Source organism: Janthinobacterium sp. AD80, from assembly GCF_002878455.1.
Classification (GTDB): Bacteria; Pseudomonadota; Gammaproteobacteria; order Burkholderiales; family Burkholderiaceae_D; genus Janthinobacterium.
In genome coordinates this window covers 22,469-35,776 of the sequence record NZ_NRDQ01000067.1, presented here as the reverse complement: position 1 = coordinate 35,776, position 13,308 = coordinate 22,469, and the positions used below count along the sequence as shown (strand labels likewise).

Sequence of the window (13,308 nt, the reverse complement as noted above, 5' to 3'; positions counted from 1 at the left end):
GGGCTGGGCTGGGCTGGGCTGGGCTGGGCTGGCAGGCAGGCAGGCAGAACGCCAGGCGCCGTGACCATGGCGCGATGGTGGCGGTGGCAGTGGCCGCCGCAGCCTGCCTTATTCCTCGTCCGGATCCAGCCCCTTGAGGGCCACCTGCACGGCGCGCTGGGAAAAGCCGCGCTGCATCAGGAAGCGCATCTGCTTGTTGCGCTGCTCCGCATCCTGTGCCACTTGCCCGAACTTGCGGCGCCAGACTTCGCAGGCGCGTGCCGTTTCCCCTTCCGCCAGGCCCGCCTTGAGTTCCTGCAGCGCTTCGCCGCCGATGCCATGGCTTTGCAGTTCGGCCATGATGCGGCTATTGCCAAAGCGGGCCGAGCGGCGGTGGATCAGCGATTCGGAAAAGCGCTCCTGCGACAGCCAGTTGGCTTTCTCCAGGCTGTCGAGCAAGGCTTCCACATCGTCGCCCTCCTGCGCGTGCCGCTGCAGCTTGCGGCGCAATTCCATGCGGCTGTGTTCACGCATCGACAAGAAACGTAGCGCCCTGCCCTTCAGGCTTAGTTGTACTGCGGCCATACCCCCACCTTGTCTTTCATTTCACGCTCACTCCAAAATCACACCACCCAAACACAATCGCCGCCCGGCGCAGCAGCGCGGGACGGCGATCATGGTCATACCTTGCGGCAAGCCATGCGTAGGTCGGATTAGGCCCCTTGGGCCGTAATCCGACAACATTGTTGACGTCTGTGGTGTTGTCGGATTACGCGCGGCTTTGCCGCGCTAATCCGAGTTACTCTGGCTTGGCTTCCGCAGCCTTGGCAGCCTTGTCGGCGGCTTTATCGGCTTTTTCCGGCTTTTCAGCAGCCAGCGGCGGCAGTTCACGCACGCCCAGCGAGGCGCGGACCTTGTTTTCGATCTCGCGCGCCAGCGCCGGACGCTCTTGCAGGAAGGCGCGGGCATTGTCCTTGCCCTGGCCGATGCGTTCGCCGTTGTAGCTGTACCACGAACCGGATTTCTCCACGATCTTGGCATCCGAGCCCAGGTCCAGGATTTCGCCTTCGCGCGAGGTGCCGGCACCGTACAGGATGTCGAAGTGCGCTTCCTTGAATGGCGGCGCAATCTTGTTCTTGACGACCTTGACCTTGGTTTCGTTGCCGATCACTTCGTCGCCCGACTTGATCGAGCCGGTGCGGCGGATATCCAGGCGCACGGAAGCGTAGAATTTCAGCGCGTTACCACCGGTGGTGGTTTCCGGGCTGCCGAACATCACGCCGATCTTCATGCGGATCTGGTTGATGAAGATGACCAGGGTATTCGTGCGGTTGATGGAGCCGGTCAGCTTGCGCAGGGCTTGCGACATCAGACGCGCTTGCAGGCCTGGCAGGGAATCGCCCATGTCGCCTTCGATCTCGGCGCGTGGCGTCAGTGCGGCCACGGAGTCAATGACGACCAGGTCGACGCTGCCCGAACGCACGAGGGCGTCGCAGATTTCCAGCGCCTGCTCGCCCGTATCCGGTTGCGAGATCAGCAGTTCATGCAGGTTCACGCCCAGCTTTTGCGCATAGCCGACGTCGAGCGCGTGCTCGGCATCGATAAAGGCGCAGGTGCCGCCCAGTTTTTGCATTTCCGCGATGGTTTGCAGGGTCAAGGTGGTTTTACCCGACGATTCCGGACCGTAGATTTCCACCACGCGGCCGCGCGGCAAGCCGCCCACGCCCAGCGCGATATCCAGGCCGAGCGAACCGGTCGACACGACTTGCACTTCTTCGATCGGGGCGCTGGCATCCATGCGCATGACCGAACCTTTGCCAAACTGCTTCTCGATCTGCGCCAGCGCGGCGGCGAGCGCCTTGGCTTTTTCCGATGCGGGTACTACAGCTTTTTTATCGTCCATATGTTCTTTCAGCCTGAGATTTAGCGCGTCGGTTAAATTCCGTGGGTTAAATTCAGCGCGGGGTTAAATTCGTTACAGACACTACTGTATAAAAAAACAGTGCTCAATGCAAGCGGAACGTGGATTTGTTTTGAAACAGATCAATACAACCCTTGTTTTTCACAAAAACTCGCCACCTTGCGGAAAATGAAACACAATACAAGCTTCTACCGCTGCAAGCATAGGAAGCCTGACCATGCGTATTTTACTTGCCGAAGACGATAGCGTGCTGGCCGACGGCCTGACCCGCTCACTGCGCCAATCCGGTTATGCGATCGATTACGTCAAGACGGGGCAAGAGGCCGATACCGCCCTGTCCACCCAGGAATTCGACTTGCTGATCCTCGACCTGGGCCTGCCAAAAATGTCCGGACTGGAAGTGCTGCGCCGCCTGCGCGCGCGCGCCTCGCTGCTGCCCGTGCTGATCCTGACTGCCGCCGATTCCATCGAGCAACGCGTAAATGGCCTCGACCTCGGCGCCGATGATTATATGGCCAAGCCGTTCGCCCTGTCGGAACTGGAGGCAAGAGTGCGCGCCCTGACGCGGCGCGGCGCGGGCGGCGGCGCCACCATCATCAAGCACGGCCCGCTCAGCTATGACCAGGTGGGGCGCAGCGCCTACATCAACGACCAGATGCTCGACCTGTCGGCGCGCGAACTGGGTTTGCTGGAAATCCTGCTGGGCCGCACCGGCCGCCTGGTCTCGAAGGAACAGCTGGTCGACCACCTGTGCGAATGGGGCGAGGAAGTGTCGAACAACGCCATCGAAGTATATGTGCACCGCCTGCGCAAGAAGATCGAAGTGGGCGGCGTGCGCATCGCCACGGTACGCGGCCTCGGCTATTGCCTGGAGAAATACTCGGAAGCGGCACGCCTGAACGCTGAAGCGGGCGCGGCTGAAGGCCAGGCCCATGGACCGGCCAGCAAGTGAAAACGCGCGAGGCGCCTACGGACGAGGCCACTGACGACGACTGGTTCGAGCCGCCCACGACGGAACAGGATGACACGATCCAGCATTCGCTGTTTGGCGAAATCCTCGACTGGATGCTGGCGCCCTTGCTGCTGCTGTGGCCCATGAGTATCGCCATCACCTACCTGGTGGCCAAGGGCATCGCCAACCAGCCCTTCGACCATGCGCTGGAAGACAGCGTCACCGTGCTGACGCAGCAGGTCAAGCAGGCCGATGGCGAATTGCTGCGCCACGTTCCCGAACGCAACAGCAACAACAAGGGCCGCGACTTCCTGCGCGGCGACGATGTCGACACCCTGTATTACCTGGTGGTGGGCGGACGCGGCGAGTATCTCGACGGCGACCGCGACCTGCCGCCGCCGCAGGACCCCGACAAGTACCGCAGCGGCATGGTGCTGTTCCGCAACGATACCATCCACGGCACGCCCGTGCGCGTGGCGTTTACCTATCTCGACATGCCGGCCAGCACCGAGGACGAGCCGCGACGCGCGCTGGTGCAGGTGGCCGAGACCCTGGAAAAGCGCGCCCAGCTGGCCAATGAAATCATCAAGGGCGTGATTTTGCCGCAGTTCATCATCCTGCCCGTGATCCTGGCCCTGGTCTGGTTTGCCCTGGCGCGCGGCCTGTCGCCGCTGGCGCAGTTGCAGGAACGCATACGCGCGCGGCCGCCCGACGATTTGAGTCCCATCGAATCGGGCCAGGTGCCCGAGGAAATCACGCCACTGGTGGGCTCGCTCAATGAAATGCTGTCGCGCCTGTCGCTGTCGATCGACATGCAGAAACGCTTCATCGCCGATGCGGCGCACCAGATGAAAACGCCGCTGGCCGGCATGCGCATGCAGTCCGAGCTGGCCTTGCGCCAGACCGACCACGATGAAATCCACCGCTCGCTGCTGCAGCTGGCGAAAAGTTCCGAAGCGGCCACGCGCCTGGTGAATCAGCTGCTGGCCCTGGCGCGCGCGGAAAACCAGCCACAGGCGGGCACGGCCTTTGCACCGCTCGAATTGAGCGAACTGGCGCGCGGCGTGGTGCAGGACTGGGTACAAGCCTCGTTTGCCCAGCATATCGACCTGGGCTTCGAGCAAGCCGCGTATCCCATCATGATTTCCGGCAACGCCATGATGCTGCGTGAACTGCTCAGCAACCTGATCGACAATGCCCTGCGCTACACGCCGGCCGGCGGCAGCGTCACGGTGCGCGTGCGCAGCACGCTTGAACTGGCCATCCTGGAAGTGGAAGATACCGGGCCCGGCATTGCGCCGGCCGAGCGGGCGCACGTGTTTGAACGCTTTTACCGCATCCTCGGCAGCAATGCCGACGGCAGCGGCCTGGGCCTGGCCATCGTGCGGGAAATCGCCCAGCAGCATGGCGCCGAAGTCGACATTTTTAATAATCCGCGCGCCCAATCGCCGAAAATGCCGGGCACTTTGCTGCGCCTGAGCATTGCCCTGCTGTTGCCGGAGACGCCAGAAGAGGATGACATCACGTATGGATAAGCCGAGCCCCGCCGCGACGCCCGAGCGGGCGGCGCGCACGCCCACTGCCGAGCACCAGCAGCGCCTCGCTACCCACTGGAAAGCGACGCGGCGCCTGACCGTCATCCTGCTCACCATCTGGCTGCTGACGGGCTTTCTGACCGTGTTTTTCGCGCGCGAACTGCTGCACCTGAATCTGTTCGGCTGGCCCCTGCCCTTCTACATGGCGGCCCAGGGCGCCTCGCTCGTCTACCTGGCCATCATCGGCTGCTATGCGTGGCGCATGCGCCGCCTCGACCGCGCCTTCCATGCCGGAGAGCGAGCATGAGCGGCCAGCGCAGTTTCTTTGCCCGCCTGTGCCGCTACTATCTGCTGTTTTCCGCCGGTTTCGCCGCCTTCCTGCTGGCCCTGACGGTGCTGGAACAGGAGGGCATGCCGCGCACCTGGATCGGCTACCTGTTCATGCTCGTCACCATCACCCTGTACGCCACCATCGGCGTCATCAGCCGCACTTCGAACGTCACCGAATACTATGTGGCGGGACGCCGGGTGCCGGCCATGTTCAACGGCATGGCCACGGCCGCCGACTGGATCTCGGCAGCCAGCTTCATCAGCCTGGCGGGCGGCCTGTACCTGAACGGCTTCGACGGCCTGGCCTTTATCATGGGCTGGACGGGCGGCTACTGCCTGGTGGCATTGCTGATCGCGCCCTACCTGCGCAAGTTCGGCCAGTACACGATTCCCGACTTCCTCGCCGCCCGCTACGGCAGCGGGCGCGACAGCCGTGGCGCCGCCGTGCGCGTGGTGGCCGTGGCTGCCACCATCATCGTCTCGTTTACCTATGTGGTGGCGCAGATCTATGCGGTCGGCCTGATCGCCTCGCGCTTCACGGGCGTGGATTTCTCCGTCGGCATCTTCCTGGGCCTGGCCAGCATCCTGGTCTGCTCATTTCTCGGCGGCATGCGCGCCATCACGTGGACGCAGGTGGCGCAGTACATCATCATCCTGATCGCCTTTCTGATTCCCGCCATGTGGCTGTCCGTCAAGCATGCGGACAACCCCGTGCCGCAGATCGCCTACGGTAAAGTCTTGCCGCAGCTGAGCGCGCGCGAACACGTTCTGGAAGCGGATCCCAGGGAAAACGAGGTGCGCGCCATCTTCCGCCAGCGCGCCATCAGCTACCAGGCGCGCATCGACGGCTTGCCTGCCGCCTGGGAGCAAGGCCATCTGGCCGCCCAGCGCCAGCTCGACAACCTGCGCCAGCGCAATGCCTCGCTGCTGGACATCCGCAATGCGGAGCGTGCGCTGATCGCCTATCCGAAAAGCCCCGAGGAAGCCCGCGTGCTGTGGCAGGCGGCGCAGGCCCACAACCAGAAGCGCGCCGAACCCATCACGCCCCACGCGCAGCCGTTTCCCGCGGCGGACAGGGAACAGTCCGACATCAAGCGCAATAATTTTCTCGCCCTCGTGTTCTGCATGATGCTGGGCACGGCCGCCCTGCCGCATATCCTGATGCGCTCGTACACCACGCCATCCGTGCACGAGACGCGCGTCTCCGTATTCTGGACCCTGTTCTTCATTCTCCTGATCTATCTCACGATTCCCGCGCTGGCCGTGCTGGTCAAATACGATATCTATTCCGCGCTGGTGGGCACGCAATATGCCAACCTGCCCACCTGGGTGTCGTACTGGGCCAATGTGGACAAGCTCAGCCCATTGATCAGCATTGTCGACGTCAACCGCGACGGCATCGTGCAGCTGGCGGAAATTGCCATCGATGCCGACGTGCTGGTGCTGGCCACGCCCGAGATCGCCGGCCTGCCCTACGTGATTTCCGGCCTGGTGGCGGCTGGCGGCCTGGCCGCCGCCCTGTCGACGGCGGACGGCTTGCTGCTGGCCATCTCGAACGCCCTCTCGCACGACATCTATTACAAGGTGGTCGACCCAACCGCCTCGACGCAAAAGCGCGTGACGATTTCCAAGCTGCTGCTGCTGGCCGTGGCCTTCATCGCCGCCTACGCGGCCTCGCAAAAGCCGGCCGACATCCTGTCGCTGGTGGGCATCGCCTTTTCGCTGGCCGCCTCGACCCTGTTTCCGCCGCTGGTGCTGGGGGTATTCTGGCAACGCGCCAACTACCAGGGCGCGCTGGCGGGCATGCTGGCGGGCTTTGGCGTGTGCCTGTATTACATGTTGCACACGAGTCCCATGCTGGGTGGAAATGCTGCCGGACAATGGCTGCATATCGCGCCCATTTCCGCCGGCATTTTCGGCGTGCCGGCGGGCCTGGCGGCTGCCGCGCTGGTCAGCTGGCTGACACCGGCGCCGGGACGCCGCAGCACGGGACTGGTGGAGCATATCCGCGCGCCGGAATAATGACATAAAAAAAATACTCTGGACTCGCTAAAAGCGCCTGCAAATGATAGCCTTGGAGAAACAATATTCAATTGAATATTCAATCTAGCAATTCAATCCGGAGTAACCATGCGGTCCAGCCTTGCCTGTCTCACCCTGAGTGCCCTGTTATCCAGTCTTGCCAGCCTGCCAGCCCATGCCGCGGCCCCGCCAGCGACGGCAGCGGCGGCCCCCATCGCCGACTTCTTTGCCAATGCCGCCCTGAGCGGCGCCGTGCTCTCGCCGGACGGACGCCATGTCGCCGTGCTGGTCAGTGCCAAGGGCGGACGGGTGCAGCTGTACACGGTCGACTTGCCGAGCATGAAGGTGAATGGCCTGACGTCGTTCGAGGACGCCGATATCAGCAGCATCGCCTGGGTCAACGAGCGGCGTGTCGTGTATAGCGTAATGGACCGCAATATTGCTCAAGGAGATATCCAGTACGGACCGGGCCTGTATGCCATCAATATCGACGGCAGCGGCTACCGCCAGCTGGCCAGCAACACCTATTCGAAGAAAAGCGCCAGCAGCACGCGCGAGATGCTGAGCTGGAACACGCGCCTGCTCAGCGCCAGCGGCAATCCCGGCAACGACGACATCTACGTGACGGAAGCGAGCTTCAGCACCACCGGCGTGCCATCGGAAAGAGTGCTGCGGGTCAATACGGTGACGGGCATCAGCCAGGTGGCCGCCACCCTGGCCGATGCCCAGGGCTGGCTGCTCGACCAGCAAGGCGAAGTGCGCATCGCACTGGTGGTCAAGGAAAACAAGCGCAGCATTTTTTACCGCGACAATGCCCAGACACCGTGGCGCAAGCTGCGCGAGAGCGATGTGTATCAAGCGAAGGGCGGCGATTTTTCGCCGGCTTTCTTTGATGCCAAGGGTAATTTCTATGTGCACGCGCCATACAAGGGCACGGAAGCGGTCTACCGCTATGACCTGGCGAAGGATGCCATCGACGGCGCGCCGCTGGCCAACACGCCAGGCTACGATTTTTCCGGCATCCCCGTTCAGGGCGCCGACAAATTGCTGGGCATGCGTTTTGAAACCGATGCCAGCGGCACGATCTGGTTCGACAAGCCACTCGACGCCATCCAGTCCAGGATCGATGCCTTGCTGCCGGCGACCGTCAACACCATTTCTGTGGCGAAACGGCCAGCCACGCCTTTCGTGCTGGTCACGGCCAGTTCCGACGTGCAGCCAGCCAGCGTCCTCATCTTCAATACCGAGTCCGGCCAGCTCATGCCCGTAGGCAACAGCCACCCTGCCATCGATCCATTGAAAATGTCGCACAAGCGCCTGGTACGCTACCAGGCGCGCGATGGCCTCAGCATTCCAGCCTACCTGACCCTGCCCAAAGGCCACAGCGGCAAGAACCTGCCCATGGTGGTCATGGTGCATGGCGGCCCCTGGGTGCGCGGCGGCCACTGGAACTGGAACCGCGAAACCCAGTTCCTCGCCTCGCGCGGCTATGCCGTGCTGGAGCCGGACTACCGCGGCAGCACCGGCTATGGTCACGCCCACTACAAGGCCGGCTGGAAACAATGGGGCTTGAAAATGCAGGACGACATCGCCGACGGCGCCCGCTGGGCCATCGCCAACGGCTATGCGGACCCGCAGCGCATCTGCATCGCCGGTGCCAGCTATGGCGGCTACTCCACCCTGATGGGCCTGCTCAACGATCCTGATCTGTTCAAGTGCGGCATCAACTGGGTTGGCGTCACCGACATCAACATGATGCGCGACGGACACTGGACGGGCGATTCCGACCTGGCCGATTCCTACAAGAAAAGCGGCATGAAGGACATGGTCGGCGACGCCGTGCTTGATGCGGCACAGCTGAAGGCCACCTCGCCGCTGCAGCAGGCGGCCCGCATCACGCAACCCTTGCTGCTCGGCTACGGCGGCGCCGACCATCGCGTGCCAGCCAGCCAGGGCCGCCTGTTCTACCAGGCGGTCAGCAAGACCAACCCGCATGTCGAATGGGTGCTGTACAGCGAGGAAGGCCACGGCTGGGCACTGCAGAAAAACAATGTCGACTTCTGGACGCGCGCGGAGAAATTGCTGGCCCGTAGCATCGGTGCGGCCAGTACGGCAGCGCCTGCCGGCGCGCCGGCGCCCGCTCCGGCCACCGCCCCATAGCGCACCCACGCCGCCAGAGCCGTTCCGCCAGCACCCACCCTGGACGGTGACGGCGACACTGGCCGCAGCGCCGCAGCGCTTGCTGGCAGCGCGACGGGGCGGCCTTCCAGCGCCACCACAGGCCATGCAGCCCGCCTTACGCTGCAGATAGCCACCCGCATGACATCAATACCACGCTCAAAAGGAACACATGTTTGCCAAACCGTTTTACGCAGCACTGTTCGCGTCCCTGTGCGCTCTTGCCGGCACCCCGGCCGCATGGGCGGCCGATGCGCCGCCAGCCACGGCTGCCCCCGCACCCGCCACGCCAGGCGCACGAATTCCCATCGAACATTTTTTCGACAGCACCTCGTTCAGCGGCGCCATCCTGTCGCCTGACGGCCGCCGCCTGGCCGTGCGCGTGGCGCCTCCCGGCCAGCGCGTGCGCCTGGCCGTGCTGGAACTGGCCAGCATGCAGGTGAAGGTGGTGGCGTTCTTCAGCGATGCCGATGTGAATACCTTCCGCTGGGTCAACGACCAGCGTCTCGTCTTCGACCTGGCGGACCGCCAGCTGGCGCAGGGCGCCCTGCGTTATGGCGCGGGCCTGTATGCCGTCAATGCCGATGGCGGCAATTACCGGCAACTGGTGACGCGCAACGAGTCGCGCCAGAACAAGCGCGCCATATTGATGCTGCCGTGGAACACCTACCTGCTGCAAAGCATCGGCGACCAGCAATCGGACGACGTCTTTGTCGTGCAGCCGGACTTTACCCGTCCCGGCGAGATCCACGACCTGGCGCTGCTGCGCCTCAATACCAGCACCGGCATCTCCCGGACGGTGGCGCAGCCGGCCGGCGCGCGCAACTGGCTGTTCGACAAGCAGGGGCAATTGCGCATCGCGCAGGCGCCCGACGGCGGCAATGAGGTCACGTACTACCGCGACAGCGCCGAGGCGCCATGGCGCGTGCTGGCCCGTTTCGATGCCTATCACGGCGGCAAGGACGCCTTCTCGCCCGCCTTCTTTGCGCCCGACGGCACCTTGTACGTGCATGCCCGGCATGGCAGCGACAAGCAGGCGCTGTACCGCTATGACCTGGAAAAGAACCGCATCGACGACACGCCGCTGGCTGCGTCAGCGGACTTCGACGTGCACGCGGAAATGCTGGGCGCCAATGACCGCCTGCTGGGCCTGCGCTATGAAACGGATGCGCAAACCACGCAGTGGCTCGACGAAAAGATGCAGGCGCTGCAAAAACAGGTAAATGGCATGCTGCCCATGAGCATCAACAGCCTGTCCACGGGCTGGCGTTCGGCCACGCCTTTCATCCTGGTGCGCAGCGTGTCGGACACCATGCCTGTCACGTACTACCTGTTTAACAGCGACACCGCCAGCTTGAGCGTGCTGGGCAGTGCTCATCCCGCCATCCTGCCATCGCAGATGGCGAACAAGGACTTGCGCCACTACCAGGCCCGCGATGGCCTCGACATTCCTGCCTGGCTGACCCTGCCCAAGGGACAGGTCAAAATGCGCCCGATGGTGGTGCTCGTGCATGGCGGCCCCTGGGTGCGCAACAGCTGGGACTGGGATGCGGAAAGCCAGTTCCTCGCCTCGCGCGGCTATGTCGTGCTGGAACCGGAATACCGCGGCAGCACCGGTTACGGCGAGCATCACTTCAAGGCGGGCTGGAAGCAATGGGGCTTGAAAATGCAGGACGACATCGCCGATGGCGCGCGCTGGGCCATTGCCCAGGGCATCGCCGACCCGCGCCGCATCTGCATCGCCGGCGCCAGCTATGGCGGCTATGCCACACTGATGGGCTTGATCAACGACCCGGACCTGTACCGCTGCGGCATCGACTGGCTGGGCGTCACCGACATCGACCTGCTGCGCAACGGCAGCTGGGGCGGCTACTCCAACGTTTCCGAGCACTACCGCCAGTACGGCATGCCCGTGCTGATCGGCGACCCCGTCAAGGATGCGGCCCAGTTCAAGGCCACCTCGCCGCTGCAGCAGGCGGCGCGCATCACGCAGCCGCTGCTGCTGGCCTACGGCAGCGCCGACCAGCGCGTGCCGCTCCCGCACGGCCGCCAGTTCTACGATGCCGTACGCAAAACCAATGCGCAGGTGGAATGGGTGGAATACGCCACGGAAGGCCACGGCTGGGCCTTGCCGGCCACGCGCGTGGACTTCTGGCAGCGCGTCGAGAAATTCCTGGACCGCAATATCGGTCCTGGCAGCGCCAGCCAGTAAGGCCACAGCGCACGCATGCGCTTGCCCGTGCGCTTCCCCGTGCATTTGTCACGAATCACCGAAAGAGAAAGAATGATGTTGTCGATGTTACGCCGCCTGCCCCGCCGCCTGCTGTTCCCCCTGTTGCTGGCGCTGGCGCCCCTGCCATTTGCGCAGGCGCAAGCCCAGGAAACGCTGGCGACCCCGGCAGCGCCCACTGCCGCAGGGGCATCCGCATCGGCCTTGCCGGCCAGCCTGTTCTTTGCTCCCCGCTCGCTGGGCGGCGCCACGCTGTCGCCCGATGGGCGTTTCCTGGCGATGCGCGTACTGCCGGCCGGCGAGCGCCAGCGGGTGCGCCTGAGCGTGCTGGACCTGGCCAGCATGCAGGCGACGGTGGTGGCCTATTTCAACGATGCGGATATCGCCAATTTCCAGTGGGTCAATAACGATCGCCTGGCCTACAGCCTGGTGGACCGGCAACGCGGCCAGGGAAGGCAGCGGTTTGCATCGGGCATGTTCGCCGTCAACAAGGACGGCAGCGGCTACCGCCAGCTGGCCACCCGCGAAGGCATCGTGCGCGACAAGCCGGGCATGCTGCTGCAGCCATGGTCGACCTTCCTGATCGACCATATCAGCGCGCAGACGGGCAACTTCGTCTACGTCTGGCGCACCCATCTGAGCCGCCTGAACTCGATCACCGATACCTCGACGGGCCGCCTCAATACGCTGACGGGCGGCTACGAAACCGTCAACATGCCGCCCGACCTGCTGTACTGGATGAGCGACTCGGGCGTGGCCTGGCGCATGGACAAGGAGTTCGCGGAGAAGCGCAACATGGCCTACACCTTCGACCGCCCGGCCGGCACCTGGCGCAAGCTGGCGCAGGTGATGCCGGCGGATGCAAACGGCGTAGCCATCGCCCCCGCCTTCCTCGCACCGGACGGGCAGTTGTATGTGTATGCGCGCAATGGCGGCGACAAGCTGGCGCTGTACCGTTTCGACCAGCAAAACCAGCGCCTCGATGGCGCCCCCGTGCTCGCCTCGCCCGACTATGATATCCAGGCCACCATGGTGCATAACGATGCCAGACTGCTGGGCATCCGCTACAGGACGGATGCGGAAACCACCTTGTGGCTCGATGCGGACATGCAGGCCATGCAGCTGGCCGTCAATGCGCGCCTGCCCGCCACCGTCAATACGCTGAGCGTAGCGCAGCGCACGGATGCACCGTGGGTGCTGGTGTCGAGCTGGTCCGATGTCCAGCCGCCCATTTATCGCCTGTTCGAGCGGGCAAGCGGCAAGTTGATTCCCCTGGGAAAAGCCTATCCCGCCGTTGCCGCCGAACGCATGGCGTCCAGACAATTGCTGCACATCAAAGCGCGCGATGGCTTGATGCTGCCCGCCTGGCTCACCTTGCCCAAGGGGAATGGCCGCCAGCTGCCGCTGGTGGTGCTGATCCATGATGGTCCGTGGCAGCGCGGCGACTGGGGCTGGCAGCCGGACAGCCAGTTTCTGGCGTCGCGCGGCTATGCCGTGCTGGAACCCGACTACCGTGGCAGCACGGGACTGGGCGCGCGGCATTTCCAAGCAGGATGGAAACAATGGGGCCTGGCCATGCAGGACGATATCGCCGATGCGGCGCGCTGGGCCATTGGCGAAGGCATCGCCGATCCGCAGCGCATCTGCCTGGCCGGCGGCGGCTACGGCGGCTATGCCACCCTGATGGGTTTGCAGCGCGATGCGGGCCTGTTCCGCTGCGGCATCGCCTGGTCCAGCATTCCCGATTTGCGCGAACTCAAGGATGAAGTCAACTGGTGGCTCGATGATGATTTGCGCAACAGCGATGAGCAATACACCTTGGCCATGCTGCTGGGCGATGCGGACAGGGACAAGGCCTTGCTACGCGATAACTCGCCACGCCACCAGCCGGCCCGCATCACCGCGCCGCTGCTGATGGCCCACGGCTACACCGACCACATCGTGCCCATGTCCGATGCGCGCGCGCTGTTTGACGCCATCCGCAAGAGCAGTGCGCAAGCGCAATGGATAGAGTATGGCGACGAAGGGCACGACTGGGTCTTGCCGCAAACCCATGTCGACTTCTGGCAGCAGAGCGAAAAATTCCTCGACAAGCACATCGGAAAAGCCAGCGCGGCGGCAAAAAAGGAGTAGGCTGGAGGGCCGTTCCACTCACGAGGAA

Annotated in this window: 9 protein-coding genes; 7 read left to right on the top strand and 2 right to left on the bottom strand. The window is 63.9% G+C overall.

Going from position 1 to position 13,308, the window contains the following annotated elements; all coding sequences use genetic code 11:
- Positions 1-108: 108 nt before the first annotated feature.
- Both recX and recA read right to left on the bottom strand, forming a co-directional pair.
- A complete protein-coding gene (recX, locus tag JaAD80_RS14540; protein WP_102294991.1) occupies positions 109-564 on the bottom strand; it encodes a recombination regulator RecX in 456 nt (151 codons plus the stop codon).
- A gap of 214 nt (positions 565-778) precedes the next feature.
- A complete protein-coding gene (recA, locus tag JaAD80_RS14535; RefSeq protein ID WP_034746069.1) occupies positions 779-1,882 on the bottom strand; it encodes a recombinase RecA in 1,104 nt (367 codons plus the stop codon).
- Positions 1,883-2,117: 235 nt separating this feature from the next.
- Here recA and JaAD80_RS14530 point away from each other — a divergent pair, with 235 nt between their 5' ends.
- From JaAD80_RS14530 to JaAD80_RS14500, 7 genes are all read left to right on the top strand, one after another.
- Positions 2,118-2,852, top strand: a complete 735-nt coding sequence (locus JaAD80_RS14530) for a response regulator transcription factor (RefSeq protein ID WP_102294988.1) — start codon at positions 2,118-2,120, stop codon at positions 2,850-2,852.
- Positions 2,849-4,387: a sensor histidine kinase gene (locus tag JaAD80_RS14525; RefSeq protein ID WP_258003000.1), complete on the top strand. Its 1,539-nt coding sequence runs from the start codon at positions 2,849-2,851 to the stop codon at positions 4,385-4,387. Before JaAD80_RS14530 ends, JaAD80_RS14525 begins: the two co-directional genes overlap by 4 nt.
- Positions 4,380-4,694 carry a DUF4212 domain-containing protein gene (locus tag JaAD80_RS14520; RefSeq protein ID WP_102294987.1) on the top strand — a complete coding sequence of 105 codons (315 nt, stop codon included), beginning with the start codon at positions 4,380-4,382 and terminating at the stop codon, positions 4,692-4,694. The genes JaAD80_RS14525 and JaAD80_RS14520 overlap by 8 nt, the downstream gene beginning before the upstream one ends.
- Positions 4,691-6,739, top strand: coding sequence for a sodium:solute symporter family protein (locus JaAD80_RS14515; RefSeq protein ID WP_102294985.1), 2,049 nt, complete (start codon positions 4,691-4,693; stop codon positions 6,737-6,739). The genes JaAD80_RS14520 and JaAD80_RS14515 overlap by 4 nt, the downstream gene beginning before the upstream one ends.
- Positions 6,740-6,847: 108 nt before the next feature.
- Complete coding sequence (locus JaAD80_RS14510) at positions 6,848-8,899, top strand: prolyl oligopeptidase family serine peptidase (protein ID WP_102294983.1); 2,052 nt, start codon at positions 6,848-6,850, stop codon at positions 8,897-8,899.
- A 190-nt stretch (positions 8,900-9,089) separates the two neighbouring features.
- Entirely contained in the window at positions 9,090-11,129 is a 2,040-nt protein-coding gene (locus tag JaAD80_RS14505; RefSeq protein WP_102294981.1) for a S9 family peptidase, read from the top strand.
- A 75-nt stretch (positions 11,130-11,204) separates the two neighbouring features.
- A complete protein-coding gene (locus tag JaAD80_RS14500; RefSeq protein WP_180979424.1) occupies positions 11,205-13,280 on the top strand; it encodes a S9 family peptidase in 2,076 nt (691 codons plus the stop codon).
- Positions 13,281-13,308: the final 28 nt, after the last annotated feature.

Bases quoted from the DNA above. Each gene is read 5' to 3' on its own strand.
- recX (WP_102294991.1), bottom strand. From the start codon at position 564: ATGGCCGCAGTACAACTAAGCCTGAAGGGCAGGGCGCTACGTTTCTTG.
- recA (WP_034746069.1), bottom strand. From the start codon at position 1,882: ATGGACGATAAAAAAGCTGTAGTACCCGCATCGGAAAAAGCCAAGGCG.
- JaAD80_RS14530 (WP_102294988.1), top strand. From the start codon at position 2,118: ATGCGTATTTTACTTGCCGAAGACGATAGCGTGCTGGCCGACGGCCTG.
- JaAD80_RS14520 (WP_102294987.1), top strand. From the start codon at position 4,380: ATGGATAAGCCGAGCCCCGCCGCGACGCCCGAGCGGGCGGCGCGCACG.
- JaAD80_RS14515 (WP_102294985.1), top strand. From the start codon at position 4,691: ATGAGCGGCCAGCGCAGTTTCTTTGCCCGCCTGTGCCGCTACTATCTG.
- JaAD80_RS14510 (WP_102294983.1), top strand. From the start codon at position 6,848: ATGCGGTCCAGCCTTGCCTGTCTCACCCTGAGTGCCCTGTTATCCAGT.
- JaAD80_RS14505 (WP_102294981.1), top strand. From the start codon at position 9,090: ATGTTTGCCAAACCGTTTTACGCAGCACTGTTCGCGTCCCTGTGCGCT.
- JaAD80_RS14500 (WP_180979424.1), top strand. From the start codon at position 11,205: ATGTTGTCGATGTTACGCCGCCTGCCCCGCCGCCTGCTGTTCCCCCTG.